A 15,096-nucleotide genomic window follows, 5' to 3' on the forward strand; every position below is an offset into this window, starting at 1 on the left:
AACTCGTGTACAAACTATGTCAACAGCAACAACTGAAGCAACCGGTATGGAAAGTTTTGCAGCGCTCTTCGAGGAATCGTTGTCGCGCCAAGATATGCGCTCCGGCGAAGTTATTTCCGCTGAAGTCGTGCGTCTCGACCACAATTTCGTGATCGTGAACGCTGGCCTCAAATCCGAAGCTTTCATTCCTATCGAAGAATTCAAGAACGACCAGGGCGAACTGGAAGTTCAAGTCGGCGATTTCGTTTCCGTAGCGATTGAATCGCTGGAAAACGGCTTCGGCGACACCATCCTGTCGCGCGACAAGGCAAAACGCCTGGCGTCGTGGCTGGCTCTGGAAAAAGCCATGGAATCGGGCGAGATCGTCGTCGGTACCGTCAATGGCAAAGTCAAGGGCGGCCTGACCGTTCTGACCAACGGCATCCGCGCGTTCCTGCCGGGTTCGCTGGTCGACACCCGTCCTGTCAAGGACACCACCCCGTTCGAAGGCAAGACCCTGGAATTCAAGGTCATCAAGCTCGACCGTAAGCGTAACAACGTGGTTCTGTCCCGCCGCGCCGTCATCGAAGCATCGATGGGCGAAGAGCGTCAGAAACTGATGGAAACGCTGAAAGAAGGCACCGTGGTTACCGGCGTCGTCAAGAACATCACCGACTACGGCGCGTTCGTGGATCTGGGCGGTATCGACGGCTTGCTGCACATCACCGATCTGGCATGGCGTCGCGTGCGTCACCCGTCGGAAGTGCTGACCGTTGGCCAGGAAATCACCGCCAAAGTCCTGAAGTACGATCAGGAAAAGAACCGTGTTTCGCTGGGCGTGAAGCAACTGGGCGACGATCCTTGGACCGGTCTGTCCCGTCGTTACCCACAAAGCACCCGTCTGTTCGGCAAAGTAACCAACCTCACCGACTACGGCGCGTTCGTGGAAGTCGAGCAGGGTATCGAAGGTCTGGTTCACGTTTCCGAAATGGACTGGACCAACAAGAACGTGGCACCAAACAAAGTTGTCCAGCTGGGCGACGAAGTGGAAGTCATGGTTCTCGAGATCGACGAAGAGCGTCGCCGTATTTCGCTGGGCATGAAGCAGTGCAAAGCAAATCCATGGGATGACTTCGGCGTTACCCACAAGAAGGGCGACAAAGTCCGCGGCGCGATCAAGTCGATCACCGACTTCGGCGTGTTCATCGGCCTGGCCGGCAACATCGATGGTCTGGTACACCTGTCCGACCTGTCCTGGACCGAAACCGGCGAAGAAGCTGTCCGCCGTTTCAAAAAGGGCGACGAACTGGAAGCCATCGTGTTGGCGATCGACGTCGAGCGCGAGCGCGTTTCCCTGGGTGTCAAGCAACTCGAAGGCGACCCATTCAACAACTTCGCTGCAATGAACGACAAAGGCTCCCTGGTAACGGGTACGGTCAAGTCGGTCGAGCCTAAGGGCGCTGTGATCCAGCTGTCCGAAGAAGTTGAAGGCTACCTGCGTGCTTCCGAAATCTCGCGCGACCGCGTTGAAGATGCCGGTACCCACCTGAAGGTTGGCGATTCGGTTGAAGCTCTGGTAATCAACATTGACCGCAAAGCGCGCAGCATCCAGCTGTCGATCAAAGCGAAAGACAATGTCGAGACCCAGGAAGCGATGCAGAAAATGGCTTCGACCTCCGACAACAATGCAGCATCGGGCACCACCAGCCTGGGCGCGCTGTTGAAAGCTAAGTTCGACAACAAGAACTAAGATACTCGGAATCGACAGATGACGAAGTCCGAGTTGATTAACCGCCTGGCTGAGCGCTATTCTCAGCTGGTGGCCAAGGATGCGGAGTACGCTGTCAAGACCATTCTCGATGCCATGACCAACGCCCTGGCGACTGGTCAGCGCATCGAGATCCGTGGTTTCGGCAGTTTTGCCCTGAACAGCCGGCCGCCGCGCATCGGACGCAATCCCAAGTCCGGCGACAAGGTGATGGTTCCCGAAAAACGGGTTCCCCACTTCAAGCCGGGCAAGCAATTGCGCGAACGGGTAGATGCGATGGTCGGGCAGCCGATTATTGAAGACTGAGTCGTTTGTCGACACAGAAGAACGGCATCCACGGATGCCGTTTTTTTTCGTCCGCAAAGTCGCGCACTGTTGGCCGGCTTTATCGCGCTAACTTAGGCTCCGTCATCCCCGCGAAGGCGGGGATCCATAGTACCTATGATCCAAGGTGCTATGGCACCCTGCCGAGAGCCACCTTCGCCTCGGAGGTCTGACCCCGGTTGGGAAACGTTGTGCCTTTACGGGGCGTCGCAGGAGTTGCCTGGCTGCCCCGGCCCCCCTTTGTTTTGGTGTAATATGCGACACTTGCGACCTTTTCAGACTGGACCTGGCTGATGAAATTTGTATCCACCATCGTTGGATTTATTCTGTTTATCCTGTTTTTCGGCTTCGCGCTGAAAAATACCCAGGAAGTCGACCTGCACTTTTTCCTGAATTACGAACTGCGCGGCCCCCTGGTGCTGATGCTGCTGGGCTTTTTTGTCGCCGGCGCCGCCCTCGGTATCCTGGCCGTCACGCCCACCGTGTTCCGCCATCGCCGCGAAACGTCGAAACACAAGAGCACCATCGTCGCCCTGCAAACCGTGGCGCGTACCAATGTGTCGCAACCGCAGCCGGACAGCGTCAACACCCAGCAGTAACCCATCTGAAAAACCAACAAAAAGAACCGCATGGAATTTGAAATCTGGATGTTGCTTGGCATCCCATTGTTTTTTGCCCTGGGATGGATCGCCGCGCGCGTCGATATCAAGCAGCTGCTCTCCGAATCGCGCACCTTGCCGCGCGGGTACTTCCGCGGCTTGAATTTCCTGCTCAACGAGCAGCCCGACAAGGCCATCGATGCCTTCATCGATATCGTCAAGCTCGATCCGGAAACGGTCGAGATGCACTTCGCCCTGGGCAACCTGTTCCGCCGCCGCGGCGAGATCGAGCGCGCCATCCGCGTCCACCAGAATCTGCTTTCGCGCCCCGATTTGCCGGCCGATGAGAAAGCCCACGGCCAGTACGAACTGGGCATGGATTATCTCAAGGCCGGCCTGCTCGACCGCGCCGAGGAAACCTTCAACCTGCTGCTCGAAACCTCGTACGGCGCCCAGGCCCGTCGCGCCCTGCTCGAAATCTACCAGCGCGAAAAGGAGTGGCCGCGCGCCATCGAAGCCGCGCTCGGCCTGCAGGAATCGGGCGCCGGTGCGCGCCAGAAGGAAATCGCCCAGTTCTACTGCGAGCTGGCCCAGGATGCGCTGGTCCACATGCACACCGATGACGCCCTGGCGCTGCTCGACAAGGCCCTGCACGCGGACCGCAAGAACGTGCGCGCGACGCTGCTGACCGGCGACGCCCAGCTGGAGAAGGGCGACGCCGAAGGCGCGCTGGTCACCTGGCGCCGCGTCGAGCAGCAAAGCGTGCCGCACGTGGCCCTGGTCGCGCAGCGCCTGATGGATGGCTACCGCAAGGTCGGCCGCCCGCAGGAAGGCGTGAACCTGTTGCGTTCCTACCTGGCCGAAGCATCCTCGATCGACCTGATCGAAGTGGTGTTCAAGGCCGTCATCGAACTCGATGGCGTGGACGCGGCCAAGCAGCTGATGGTTGAGGAACTGCGCCGCAACCCAACCCTGCTCGGCCTCGACAAGCTGCTCGAAGCGCGCCTGATGGACGCACCCGCCGATGTCTGGGACGAGCTGTCGATGGTGAAGAACCTGGTGCGCGGCTACACGCAGAAGCTGGCGCGCTACCAGTGCAGCCACTGCGGCTTCAAGGCGCGCCAGTTCTATTGGCAGTGCCCGGGATGCAGCCGTTGGGAGACCTACCCGCCGCGCCGCACCGAAGAACTCAATGTCATGAACTAAGCGTATTTGAAACCGATGACCAATCTCACTGCCACTCCCGCGCGCCTGCTCAGCGCCGACAGCCATCCCTTCATCGCCGTGCCCGACCTGGCATCGGTGCGCATCCTGGTCGTCGGCGACGTGATGCTGGACCGTTACTGGTTTGGCGACGTGAGCCGCATTTCGCCGGAAGCGCCGGTGCCGATCGTGCGCATCGAAAAGCGCGAAGAGCGCCTGGGCGGCGCCGCCAACGTGGCGCGCAATGCGGCCGCTCTCGGTGCCCGCTGTGGCTTGTTGGGCGTGGTCGGCGCCGACGAAGCGGGCGAGCAGGTGGCGCAGCTGCTGGCCGAATCGCGCATCGACAGCTACCTGCAGCGCGACGCCGCCATTTCCACCATCATCAAGCTGCGCGTCATCGGCCGCCAGCAGCAGCTGCTGCGCATCGATTTCGAAGACGCGCCCACCGACACCGTCCTGCGCGACAAGCTCACCCAGTTCAACGCGCTGCTGCCCGATTACGACGTGGTGATCCTGTCCGACTACAACAAGGGCAGCCTGGTGAACGTGGCGCACATGATCGAGGCGGGCCGCGCGGCCGGCAAGGTCGTCATGGTCGATCCCAAGGGCGACGATTTTTCGCGCTACGCCGGCGCCACCGTGCTCACGCCGAACAAGTCGGAGTTCCGCCGCATCGTCGGCAGCTGGTCGTCCGAAGACCAGCTCACCGCCAAGGCCCAGGCCCTGCGCGCCGAACTGCGCCTGGACGCGCTGCTGCTCACGCGCTCGGAAGAGGGCATGAGTCTGTACACCGCCACCGAAGTGCTGCACATGCACGCCGATGCGCGTGAAGTGTTCGACGTTTCCGGCGCCGGCGATACGGTGATTGCGACCATGGCCTCGATGCTCGGCGCCGGCATGCCGATGGCCGACGCCATCATGACCGCCAACCGCGCCGGCGGCATTGTCGTAGGCAAGCTCGGCACGGCGACCGTGACGCGCGAGGAACTGTTCGGCCTGTAAGTAGGCTGAGCCTGCCTACACGATTGGCATTTTGCTGTTCTGATAGCGCTCAATCGGAGCGGTCAACATTGTGCTGCATCGTCCGTTAGCTTGTTGGGGGCGCAACCGCGTCCCTGCAATCTGATGGAGACACAACATGATCCGTAAATTGATGCTTGCAGTTGCAGCGCTGGTGGCCGCGATGAGCATGGCGTTTGCCCAAGTCGACGTAAACAAGGCGGACGCAGCCGCACTCGACAGTGTGAAGGGTGTCGGGCCTACCACCTCCAAGCTGATCCTGGAGGAGCGCACCAAGGGCGGCGAGTTCAAGGACTGGGCCGACTTTTCCAAGCGCGTCAAGGGTGTGGGTGACAAGCGCGCCGCCAAGCTGTCGCAGGCGGGGCTGCAGGTAGCGGGCAAGTCGTTCGACGGCGCCGGCGCGGCCAAACCGCCCGCTGCGGCGGGCAAACCCGCGCCAGCCGCCAAGCCTGCGCCAGCGCCGGCGAAAATGTAAGCCTTGCGCGTCTTGCCAAAAACCCCGCCGTTACGCCGCGGGGTTTTTTCATGCGTACCTGCGCGGTACGGGCAAAGTTTTTTCGCTGTATGGACGCACTTGCGCGCGCCGGGTCGTGAGAAGATAACGGCGCCCATTCAACTGTCGCCCGTCGCAAAGGACCCCTCATGGCATCTGTTCCGCTCACCAAATCCCTGCTGGCTGTCCTGATCGCCGCCGCCATTGCGGGCGCATGCGCCGACACCGACGCCGCTCCCGCCGGCCCCGACGTGATGCGCCACCAGGCGCAGATCGACAAGATCGTCGGCGACATTTCGCCGCAGCGCATCGAGGCGCATGTGCGCAAGCTGGTGGGCTTCAAGACGCGCCACACCATGTCCGACACCGTGTCCGACACGGCCGGCATCGGCGCCGCGCGGCGCTGGATCAAGGCCGAACTGGAACGCTGCGGTGCGGCCGCCGGGGGACGCCTGCAAGTGAGTTTCGACAGCCACATCACGCCAATATCGGCGCGCATCTCGCGCCCGACCGAAATCGTCAACGTGGTGGCGACCCTGCCCGGCACGCAGGCGGCATCCAAAGAGCGCATCTATGTCGTCAGCGGCCATTACGACTCGCGCAATACCGAGATCATGGATGCCACGGGCGATTCGCCCGGCTCCAATGACGACGCTTCCGGCACCGCGGCCGTGATGGAAATGGCGTGCGTGATGGCGCGCCACCAGTTCGACGCGACCCTGGTCTTCATGACGGTGGCCGCCGAGGAGCAGGGCTTGCTGGGCGCCGCGCATTGGGCCGAACAGGCAAGGCTGAAGAACCTGAATCTGCAGGGTATGTTCACCAACGATATCATCGGCAGCTCGCGCGCCGATGACGGCCGCGTGGACGACAAGCAGGTGCGCCTGTTCGCCGAATCGATTCCGGCGACGAAGGAGAACAGCGAAACCAGCCGCGCCTTGCTGGCGACCGGCGGCGAGAACGATTCGACCTCGCGCCAGCTGGCGCGCCATGTGAAGGAAGCGGGGGAGCGCTACGTGCCTGGCTTTACGGTGAATGTGATCCAGCGGCGCGACCGTTATCTGCGTGGCGGCGACCATATGCCGTTCCTGGAGCGCGGTTATCCGGCGCTGCGCTTCACGGAGCCGAACGAAGACTTCACGCACCAGCACCAGAACGTGCGCAAGGAAGGCGCGCTGCAGTATGGCGACCTGCCCGAGTTCAATGACTACAACTACATCGCGCGCGTGGCGCGGGTGAACGCGGCGGCGCTGGCGACACTGTCGCTGGCACCCGCCGCGCCGCAGAAGGTGCAGATGCGCACCGCGAAGCTGGAGAACGATTCGTCGTTGGTGTGGCAGGCCAACGGCGAGCCGGATCTGGCAGGCTACCGCATCGTCTGGCGCGAGACCACCGCCGCGCAGTGGCAGGGGGCTTTGTATGTGGGGAATGTGACCGAGGCGACGGTGAAACTGTCGAAGGATAACTACTTCTTCGGCGTGCAGGCGGTGGACAAGGATGGCAATGTGAGCGTGGCGACGTATCCGACGCCGCTGCGCTAGTACGCACTCGGCGGATTCGCGACACTTAACTCCGTCGTCTCTGGCATTGCCAGAACCGACTTCCCGCGCCAAGGCAGCACTCGGCGGGAACGACGAGGGTAGGGGCGGGTACGACAGAGATGGCGGCGCGAACGACTGAGGTGGTGTTGGCAACGACGAGGAGCGCTACTTCACCGCCAAGTACGCATGCAACTGCGCCACCACCGCCGCGCCTTCGCCCACGGCCGCAGCCACCCGCTTGGTCGACCCCGCCCGCACATCGCCAATCGCAAACACCCCCGGCACCGTGGTCTCCAGATGCCCGTGCAGCGTCCCATCGGTATTGAGCATCTGGCCGGTCACCCGGCAGCGCGCCATCATCACATCGGTCCCCGTCATTACGAACCCGTGCTGGTCGACCTGCACGCCGCAGTCCTCCAGCCAGCCCGAATTCGGATCGGCCCCCACGAACAAAAACACGCTGCGCACCGCGTGGCTTTCTTCCTCCTCGTCGCGATGCTGCCAGCGCACGCCCGTCAGCCGTTGCCCATCGCCTTCCAGCCCGGTCAATTTGGTATGCGTGTGCAGCACGATATTCGGCGTGGCCGCAATCCGCTCGATCAGATAACTCGACATGCTCGCCGCCAGTCCCGCCCCGCGGATCAGCATGTGCACCGTCTTCGCATGCCCCGACAAAAACACGGCCGCCTGCCCGGCCGAATTGCCGCCGCCGACCAGCACTACCTCGTCGCCCTGGCACTGGCGTCCTTCCAGCGGCGAGGCCCAGTAATACACCCCGCAGCCTTCATAGGTGGCCAAGTCGGCCAGGTCCGGCTTGCGGTAGCGCGCCCCGCAGGCCAGCACCACCGCGCGCGCCTGTACCTGGCCGCCGCCGGCCAGCGACAGGCGCAGCGGATACTGGTCGCACAGCAGTTTCTCGGCCACCGCCGGAATCGCCACTTGGGCGCCGAATTTTTGCGATTGCACGAAAGCGCGCCCCGCCAGCGCCCGCCCCGAAATCCCGGTCGGGAAACCCAGGTAGTTTTCGATGCGCGCGCTGGCGCCGGCCTGGCCGCCGAAGGCGCGGTTTTCCAGCACCAGCACCGACAAGCCTTCCGAGGCCGCATACACCGCCGTCGCCAGCCCGGACGGCCCGGCGCCGACCACCAGCACGTCGTACACCTTGTCCGGGGCCAGGTCGGGCAGCAGGCCGAGGCAATATCCCAGCTCGGCCAGGCTGGGATTTTTCTTCACCACCCCGTCCGGGCACACCACCAGCGGCAGTTCGTGCGGACCGGGCTGGTACATGCGGATCAGCGCTTCGGCGTTCGGGCTGGTGGCCGGATCGAGCACCATGTGCGGATGGCCGTTGCTGGTCAAAAAGGTTTGCAGGCGGAACAGATCGGCGCCGCCGGGCGGGCCGACCAGCACCGGCGCGCTGCTGCCCGCTTCAATCAGGCCCACCCGGCGCAGGATCAGGGCGCGCATGATGCGTTCGCCCAGCTCGGCTTCGGCCACCACCAGTGCGCGCAGCGCTTCCGGTGTGATGATCAGCGCGTCCACCTCGCCGACCGCATGCGCGCTGACCAGCGCCGGGCTGCCCGACAGCTGGCCGACGTCCGCCGTGAAGTGGCCGTGAGCGTGGTCGACGATCTTGTGGCTGTTGCCCATGCCGTCGCGCTGGCTGATGCGCACTTCGCCCGCCAGCACGATCATCATGCCGGGATTGGCGGCGCCGGCCACGAAAATGGCTTCGCCGTCGTGCCAGTGTCCCTCGCTGCCAAAGCGGCGCAGGCGCGCAATTTCGGCTTCTGTCAGCACCGGGAACATCTGGTCGCGGCGCGATTCGTATTTGCTCATCGAACTCTGGACGCGCTCGTTGATGCTGTTGTCGGGAAAGAAGTCGGGGGCGGGCAGGGTGCTCATGGGAGATCGGCTCTGGTAGGGGAAACAGCTGTCAGTCTAGCAGCAAGCTGGCCGCAAGCCAGCCTGTCTCAAACGGACAAGCGCATCGTGGATTAGAATGGTGTTTTGTTGAACTGCAAAGAGTAGCCCATGCCTTACATGACCATCGAAGACACGATCGGCAACACCCCGCTGGTACGCCTGGTGCGCCTGCCGGGCGCCGATGCGGCCGCGCGTAACAATATCATCCTCGGCAAGATGGAAGGCGATAATCCGGCCGGGTCGGTCAAGGACCGCGCCGCCATGTCGATGCTGCGCCGCGCCGAAGAACGCGGCCAGATCAAGCCGGGCGACACCCTGATCGAAGCGACCAGCGGCAACACCGGCATCGCGCTGGCGATGGCGGCGGCGATCCGCGGCTACAAGATGCTGCTGCTAATGCCCGAATACCTGTCGATCGAGCGGCGCCAGAGCATGGCGGCATACGGCGCCCAGATCATCCTCACGCCCAAGACGGGCGGCATGGAATACGCGCGCGACATGGCCGAGCAGTTGCAGCGCGACGGCAAGGGCATCATCCTCGACCAGTTCGGCAACGCCGACAATCCGCGCGCCCACTACGAATCGACCGGTCCCGAGATCTGGCGCGATACCAAGGGCGGCGTCACCCACTTTGTCAGCGCCATGGGCACCACCGGCACCATCATGGGCGTGTCGCAGTACCTCAAGGAGCAAAACCCGGCGGTGCAGATCATCGGCGCCCAGCCGGAAGAAGGCTCGCAGATCCCGGGCATTCGCAAGTGGCCCGAAGCCTACCTGCCCAAGATCTTCGACAAGGCCAGGGTCGACCAGGTCGAGAACGTGAGCCAGGCCGCGGCCGAGCAGATGGCGCGCCGCATGGCGGCCGAAGAAGGCATCTTTTGCGGCATCTCGGCCGCCGGCGCCTGCGAGATCGCCCTGCGCATTTCACAAACGGTGGAAAATGCCACCATCGTGTTCATCGTGTGCGACCGCGGCGACCGTTACCTGTCGACCGGCGTATTCCCCGCATAAGCGGCGGCGCGGGCCTGCACGGTGGCCCGCACAAAAAAACAAACGCCTTCCACCGCGAACGAGTCGAGGACCCGTTCATGGTGGAAGGCGTTTTTGCATGCTTCCCGCGCGCCGCCCCCCACAGGGCAATGCACGGGCTTTTCCGGCCTGGCCTGCGCGGCCCGGCCTGCGCGGCCCGGCCTGCGCGGCCCGGCCTGCGCGGCCCGACCAATCCCGCTATTACGCTGGATCGCCTTCTTTTGGCTTGAACTGCTTGTCGCTGATGCGGAACTTGTTGCGGCGGTCGCCCATCAAGTAGCGCAGGTCGCGGATCGACAGGTCGCTTACTTCGTGCATGCGGATCAGCAGGGAGGCGCCGACCGGCAGGCGGTGGTGACGGATCTTCGAGATCACTGGCGGCGCCACTTCCAGCGCGCGCGACAGGGCTGCATCGTTCTTGAGACGCAGATTTTCGATCAGCGTGTCCAATAAACGATTTGGGTTGTATTGCAGCAGATCATCGGAGTCCGAATCGCTGTTCATATCAATGCCGACTTGGTTTGTCATGATGTCAATAATTCCTATTGTGAGTGGTGCTGCTAAGTCAAACACGCGGAGCTCTCGCTGCTGGTCAACCACCGTCGAAGTGCGCTTGCGAATTTATCTTGGGTAACACTTTTTAAAAAATATACACAATTGTACAACGTTTTGTAATCTAATACCGATAAGCAATAACAGATTACAAAATGATGTCGGTTGTGTTGTCTGATCGCAACATAGCCGCATTGCAATTCTCTCACAAAATCACTGAAAAGCTAATTGTTTTCCAAGAAAACTTAAGTGTAAGACAATTTAGATGCCTCCGCCGCACAATTCTAAACAGAACTGGCTTATTAGCAACATGTTTCTGAGTATATTAACGCAAGAGGGGTTTCTATGGGGCACGAATGAATATGCGTGCGCATGCGCCGCAGCCGCATGAGCCGGACAAGGCGCGCTTTGCGCGCCAAAAACCGGCCCTGCGCGTGACATTCCTTTACAAAGTTTCCCCGGAGGCAAGAGGCTGTCCCGACCGGGCCAGGCGGATGGCGCGCCCCAGTTCGATGACCGACATGGCGTAGAAGTAAGAGCGGTTGTATTGCGTGATAGCGAAAAAATTATCGGTGGCGATGCGGTACTCGGTCGGCTCGCTGCCGTTGGGCAGGTCGATCAAGCCGTAGCGCTGGCTGGCGGGCAGGGCGGCGCTGCTGCTCACGCCGCCGGCGCGCAATTCGTCGCCCCGGAACTTGGCCGCCAGGCCCTGGTTGAGGAAGCTTTCCCACACCCGGTCGTCGGACACGCGCGCCGGATAGACGATCGGGCCGCCCTGTTTGGGCTGCCAGCCGTGCTGCACCAGGAAACTGGCCACGCTGCCGATCACATCGACCGCCGAGTTGCGCAAGTCGATATTGCCATCGTTGTCGTAGTCGACCCCGTAGGCCAGCACGCTGCCCGGCATGAACTGCGGCATGCCGATGGCGCCGGCGAAGGAGCCGAGCATGGACAGCGGGTCGATATTCGACTTGCGCGCCAGCAGCAGCGCGTTTTCCAGTTCGCCCCGGAAGAACGCCATGCGCGCCGCCTGGTTGGGCGCCTCGGGATAGGCGAAGGCGAGCGTCGTGAGCACGTCCAGCACGCGGAAGCGCCCCGTATTCTTCCCATAAATCGTTTCCACGCCGATGATGCCGACGATAACCTCGGCCGGCACGCCGTATTCGGCCTGGGCGCGCGCCAGTACGGCGGCGTGCTGGTTCCAGAACGCCACGCCAGCCCGGATGCGGATCGGTTCGATGGTCACCCGGCTATAGTTTTGCCAGTTCTTGGGCTTGCCCTTGGGCGCCGGTTTGACCAGCTGGACCGCCGCATCGATATAGCGGATCTGGCCGATCAGCGCACCCAGCTCGGCGCGCGGAAAGCCGTGCCGCAAGGCCAGCTCGTCGGCGAAAGCAATGACCGCCTCCGACTCGCTGAACACGATGGCGTCGCCGGCCAGGGCTGCGGCCGCAGCGGGCGCGGCCACGAGCGGCGCCGCCGTGCGCGCTGCGGCCCTGGCCCCCGCCTTGGCCCCCGCCTTGGCGCGGCTATGCGCGCTTTTCTTGCCGGGTTTCTTGGCAGGCGCCGCCTGGCTCAGGGGACTTGCCGACACAGCCAGTGCCAGCAAGAGAGATATCAGTTTCATTAAATGTTGTTCAGCAAACTTTTCAAGGTGGAAGCCAGCCCGGGAGCGGGTGGCCGGGCACTGTATTTATGGGCGCTGTAGAGCGCCAGGAAGCGGTCGATGGCCGCCAGCTTGTCTTGCCCCAGCGTGCCGTGCGCGAGCCGCGCCGCGTACGCGTTCGGGCCCTCGTCGGCGGCGCGCGCCATGCCAAGCTGGCTCATCCGTCGACCCAGGGCCGAGTATAGCGCATCGACCGGGTCTGTCTCGCGCCGCTGGCGTACCGCGCGCCACAGCAGCAACACGGCGCCGAGCGCGGCCAGGATGGCGAGGCTGCGCCAGTGCATCAGGCTGAGCTTGAGGCTTTCCAGGAACCCGCTCTGGCGTTCCGGGGTGTAGTTCAGGATCCACTGGTTCCAGCCCGTGTTGATCGCCCCGATGCGAAAGCGCAGCTGTTCGAACAGCGCATTGCGCTCGCCGCCGAAATCGAGCAGGCCGCCCAGGCCGGCGAAGGCCGGGGTATTCTGCGCCAGCGCGCTCGACAGGCCACGCTGCACCCGTTCCGGCGCCACCGCGGCGGTCGGGTCGACCCGGATCCAGCCGCGCCCGGCGATCCAGATTTCCGCCCAGGCATGCGCTTCCGACTGGCGCACCATCAGGAAGCCGTCGATGGGATTGAGTTCGCCGCCCTGGTAGCCGATCACCACGCGCGCCGGCACCTCGGCCGCGCGCATCAAGACCACGAACGCGCTGGCGAAGTGCTCGCAAAAGCCGGCGCGCGTCTTGAACAGGAATTCGTCGACCGAGTCGCGTCCCAGCAGGGGCGGCTGCAGCGTGTACGAGAACGGCAGCCTGGTGAACATGCCCAGCACCGCATTGGCGCGCGCGGCCGGATCGGCGCTCATCTGCGCGATCTGCGCGCCGGTCTCGAGCGCCCGCGGATTGAAGCCGTCCGGCAGGGCCAGCCAGCGTGCGCGGTCTTTCAGTTCGGCGCCATCGTCAAGGCCGTAATCCGTGTGCGACGACAGCTCGTAGCGCACGCGCTTGCTCGTTGGCAGGCTGGACGTCAGTTCCATCTCGCTCGACACGGCGGCCGCATTCTCGCTCAGGACAGGCAAGCGGTCCGGCAGGTCGAGTGCGAACAGCCAGTTGTTCGACGACGGTTCCAGGGTCAGTTCGTAGCGCACGGCTTCCCCGCGCACGGTCAGCGACACCTGGTCGGGGAAGCGCCGGCCACGCCGCCGCAGCGGGGTCCAGGTGCGGCCGTCGAAGTCGCCCATCACCACGCCGCGCCAGTACAGTTGCGGCTTGGGCGGCACCGGATCGAGAAAGCGCACCTGGAACACCGGGTCGTCCGACTGCGCCAGGTTCGACAGATTCCCCGGCGCCATGCTGTTCGACAGTCCGGTGCGCCCGCCCTGGGCGTCGCTCGGCATGCCCCACAGCGGCCCCTGGATGCGCGGGAACAGGAAGAACAGCATCAGTGCCAGCGGCGCGGCCAGCAGGAACACGCGCGCGCCCATCCACAGGCGCCGGCCCAGCGGCGGCACGCTGCCGGTAAACTGGAACGATAGCTGGGCGGTCAGCAGCGCGATGACCGAGGCCACCATCATCAGCGCCGTCAGGATGCTCTGCGAATAAAAGAAATTGGTCAGCACCAGGAACAGCGACAGGAAGACCACCACGAACAGGTCGCGTTTGGCGTGCATTTCCAGCATCTTGAAAGCGACCAGCAGCACCAGCATGGCCACCCCGGCATCGCGGCCGAACAGGGTGCGGTAGCTCATGAACACGCCCGCCATGGCCGCCATCGATAGCGGCAGCAGCAGGTAGGCCGATGGCATGCGGGTGCCGCGCACGGTGGCCAGGGTACGCCACAGCAGGGTCAGGGCGCACAGGCTCGAGACCCACAGCGGCAGGTGCCCGGCGTGGGGCGCCAGCACCATCAGGGCCGCGCCCAGCAGCAGCAGGGTGTCGGCCTTGTCGCGCGGTAGTTGGGCGGCCAGGCGCGCCAGGCTGGCGCGCGGTGCGCCGACGCTGGCGCCGCTCATGGCGCCTGCTTCAGGCCATGCAGCGCCAGTGCGCGCAGGCAGGCCGCCTGGTGCGCTTCGCCGAGCGCCGCCTCGAAGTCGGTGGCGCCGATGCGAAAGGCGTAGGGCAGGGCGCGCTGTTCGGCGTCGAGCACCCAGCGCGTCATGCGCGACAGGCGCAGTTCGAGGTTCATGATGGCGGGCATGGCGTTAAAGTCGAGCACCAGTTCGTCCACCGCGCCGCCCTCGAAATGCTTGGTCACCAGTTGGCCGCCGTCGGCCGGGTCGAGCCGCGCGATCTGGCGCCAGGCCATGTGGCGCGGCGAGTCGCCCGGCTGGTAGCTGCGGATGCCGGCAAAGTCGTCGTGGCCGGCGTGGCCATGGCCGTCGGCGCTCTCGACGCCCGATATCGGCAGCGGCGGCGCGTTTTCCTCGGGGAAGGGATACACCAGCGCGTTCAGGTCCGGCTGCCAATAGCTCCACGCGCGCAACAGGCCGAGCGGAAAACGCGTGGTCAGGCGGATGCGCGGCGCGGCCAGCCAGCCGCGTTCCGTGCTCGGCGCCGACAGCAGCACGGCGCTGCTCGCGCCAGCCGCCACGTCGGTCACGTGGCGCGCATCGCCGGCCTCCATGAAGTCGACCCACAGCGCGTAGCGGTCCAGTTTGGTGCGGTTGACCAGGTGCAGTTCGAACTGCGCCACTTCGCCCGCGAACACCGGCTGCGCGCGGCCCGGGCGCAGGTGCAGGTGCGCCAGGTTTTTATAGGTCATGTAGATGTCGACCATGGCGCAGGTGCCCATGGTGAAGGTCAGCGCGAAACCCAGGCCGAGCGAATAGTTGATCGAGCCGATCAGCAGGATCAGGATCAGCGCGGCAAATCCCATGCCGGCACCGGAAGGCAGGATGAACACGCGGCGCTGGGTCAGCAAGGTTTCGCCGGGGTCGACGCCGCGCTTCTGGAACAGCCAGGTGTCGGCCTTGGCGCGCACCGCGGCGGGAATGAAGCGGTTCAGGGAGGCAGCCATTGCC

Annotated in this window: 13 protein-coding genes; 8 read left to right on the forward strand and 5 right to left on the reverse strand. The window is 63.9% G+C overall.

The window, feature by feature from the left end; genetic code table 11:
- The first annotated feature begins 16 nt into the window (after positions 1-16).
- The 7 genes from rpsA (at position 17) to F2P44_RS04145 (ending at position 6,927) form a co-directional block, all read left to right on the forward strand.
- Positions 17-1,729 carry a 30S ribosomal protein S1 gene (gene rpsA, locus F2P44_RS04115; RefSeq protein WP_267876789.1) on the forward strand — a complete coding sequence of 571 codons (1,713 nt, stop codon included), beginning with the start codon at positions 17-19 and terminating at the stop codon, positions 1,727-1,729.
- Positions 1,730-1,747: 18 nt separating this feature from the next.
- Complete coding sequence (locus F2P44_RS04120) at positions 1,748-2,053, forward strand: integration host factor subunit beta (RefSeq protein ID WP_008446215.1); 306 nt, start codon at positions 1,748-1,750, stop codon at positions 2,051-2,053.
- Positions 2,054-2,364: 311 nt separating this feature from the next.
- The gene (locus F2P44_RS04125) at positions 2,365-2,670 is read left to right on the forward strand and encodes a LapA family protein (protein WP_167085304.1); all 306 of its coding nucleotides are present in this window, start codon (positions 2,365-2,367) and stop codon (positions 2,668-2,670) included.
- Between the two features lie 30 nt (positions 2,671-2,700).
- Positions 2,701-3,876 carry a lipopolysaccharide assembly protein LapB gene (gene lapB, locus F2P44_RS04130; protein ID WP_167085306.1) on the forward strand — a complete coding sequence of 392 codons (1,176 nt, stop codon included), beginning with the start codon at positions 2,701-2,703 and terminating at the stop codon, positions 3,874-3,876.
- A 15-nt stretch (positions 3,877-3,891) separates the two neighbouring features.
- Positions 3,892-4,875 (forward strand): D-glycero-beta-D-manno-heptose-7-phosphate kinase, encoded by a 984-nt coding sequence (gene rfaE1 / locus F2P44_RS04135; RefSeq protein ID WP_167085308.1) that lies wholly within the window; start codon positions 3,892-3,894, stop codon positions 4,873-4,875.
- A 136-nt stretch (positions 4,876-5,011) separates the two neighbouring features.
- Positions 5,012-5,368, forward strand: coding sequence for a ComEA family DNA-binding protein (locus F2P44_RS04140; protein WP_167085310.1), 357 nt, complete (start codon positions 5,012-5,014; stop codon positions 5,366-5,368).
- Between the two features lie 167 nt (positions 5,369-5,535).
- Positions 5,536-6,927, forward strand: coding sequence for a M20/M25/M40 family metallo-hydrolase (locus tag F2P44_RS04145; protein WP_167085312.1), 1,392 nt, complete (start codon positions 5,536-5,538; stop codon positions 6,925-6,927).
- 165 nt (positions 6,928-7,092) lie between these two features.
- Here the strand turns inward: F2P44_RS04145 and F2P44_RS04150 are convergent, their stop codons facing one another.
- Positions 7,093-8,832 carry an FAD-dependent oxidoreductase gene (locus F2P44_RS04150; protein ID WP_167085314.1) on the reverse strand — a complete coding sequence of 580 codons (1,740 nt, stop codon included), beginning with the start codon at positions 8,830-8,832 and terminating at the stop codon, positions 7,093-7,095.
- 129 nt (positions 8,833-8,961) lie between these two features.
- Here F2P44_RS04150 and cysM point away from each other — a divergent pair, with 129 nt between their 5' ends.
- Positions 8,962-9,864, forward strand: coding sequence for a cysteine synthase CysM (cysM, locus tag F2P44_RS04155; RefSeq protein ID WP_167085316.1), 903 nt, complete (start codon positions 8,962-8,964; stop codon positions 9,862-9,864).
- A 219-nt stretch (positions 9,865-10,083) separates the two neighbouring features.
- Here cysM and F2P44_RS04160 read toward each other — a convergent pair whose 3' ends face one another.
- The 4 genes from F2P44_RS04160 to F2P44_RS04175 all read right to left on the reverse strand — a co-directional run bounded on the left by F2P44_RS04160 (position 10,084) and on the right by F2P44_RS04175 (position 15,092).
- A complete protein-coding gene (locus F2P44_RS04160; RefSeq protein WP_054266941.1) occupies positions 10,084-10,410 on the reverse strand; it encodes a hypothetical protein in 327 nt (108 codons plus the stop codon).
- Between the two features lie 469 nt (positions 10,411-10,879).
- Positions 10,880-12,061: a lytic murein transglycosylase B gene (gene mltB, locus F2P44_RS04165; protein ID WP_167085318.1), complete on the reverse strand. Its 1,182-nt coding sequence runs from the start codon at positions 12,059-12,061 to the stop codon at positions 10,880-10,882.
- Positions 12,061-14,088, reverse strand: a complete 2,028-nt coding sequence (locus F2P44_RS04170) for a transglutaminase TgpA family protein (protein WP_167085320.1) — start codon at positions 14,086-14,088, stop codon at positions 12,061-12,063. Before F2P44_RS04170 ends, mltB begins: the two co-directional genes overlap by 1 nt.
- On the reverse strand, positions 14,085-15,092 hold the full coding sequence (locus tag F2P44_RS04175) for a DUF58 domain-containing protein (protein ID WP_167085322.1): 1,008 nt from the start codon (positions 15,090-15,092) through the stop codon (positions 14,085-14,087). Before F2P44_RS04175 ends, F2P44_RS04170 begins: the two co-directional genes overlap by 4 nt.
- Positions 15,093-15,096: the final 4 nt, after the last annotated feature.

Source organism: Massilia frigida (assembly GCF_011682175.1).
GTDB classification, from domain to species: Bacteria; Pseudomonadota; Gammaproteobacteria; order Burkholderiales; family Burkholderiaceae_D; genus Telluria_A; species Telluria_A frigida.

Excerpts from the sequence above, each read along its gene's own strand:
- F2P44_RS04160 (WP_054266941.1), bottom strand. The coding sequence starts at position 10,410 with ATGACAAACCAAGTCGGCATTGATATGAACAGCGATTCGGACTCCGAT.
- mltB (WP_167085318.1), bottom strand. The coding sequence starts at position 12,061 with ATGAAACTGATATCTCTCTTGCTGGCACTGGCTGTGTCGGCAAGTCCC.
- F2P44_RS04175 (WP_167085322.1), bottom strand. The coding sequence starts at position 15,092 with ATGGCTGCCTCCCTGAACCGCTTCATTCCCGCCGCGGTGCGCGCCAAG.
- F2P44_RS04145 (WP_167085312.1), top strand. The coding sequence starts at position 5,536 with ATGGCATCTGTTCCGCTCACCAAATCCCTGCTGGCTGTCCTGATCGCC.
- rpsA (WP_267876789.1), top strand. The coding sequence starts at position 17 with ATGTCAACAGCAACAACTGAAGCAACCGGTATGGAAAGTTTTGCAGCG.
- F2P44_RS04125 (WP_167085304.1), top strand. The coding sequence starts at position 2,365 with ATGAAATTTGTATCCACCATCGTTGGATTTATTCTGTTTATCCTGTTT.
- F2P44_RS04150 (WP_167085314.1), bottom strand. The coding sequence starts at position 8,832 with ATGAGCACCCTGCCCGCCCCCGACTTCTTTCCCGACAACAGCATCAAC.
- lapB (WP_167085306.1), top strand. The coding sequence starts at position 2,701 with ATGGAATTTGAAATCTGGATGTTGCTTGGCATCCCATTGTTTTTTGCC.
- rfaE1 (WP_167085308.1), top strand. The coding sequence starts at position 3,892 with ATGACCAATCTCACTGCCACTCCCGCGCGCCTGCTCAGCGCCGACAGC.
- F2P44_RS04140 (WP_167085310.1), top strand. The coding sequence starts at position 5,012 with ATGATCCGTAAATTGATGCTTGCAGTTGCAGCGCTGGTGGCCGCGATG.
- F2P44_RS04120 (WP_008446215.1), top strand. The coding sequence starts at position 1,748 with ATGACGAAGTCCGAGTTGATTAACCGCCTGGCTGAGCGCTATTCTCAG.
- cysM (WP_167085316.1), top strand. The coding sequence starts at position 8,962 with ATGCCTTACATGACCATCGAAGACACGATCGGCAACACCCCGCTGGTA.
- F2P44_RS04170 (WP_167085320.1), bottom strand. The coding sequence starts at position 14,088 with ATGAGCGGCGCCAGCGTCGGCGCACCGCGCGCCAGCCTGGCGCGCCTG.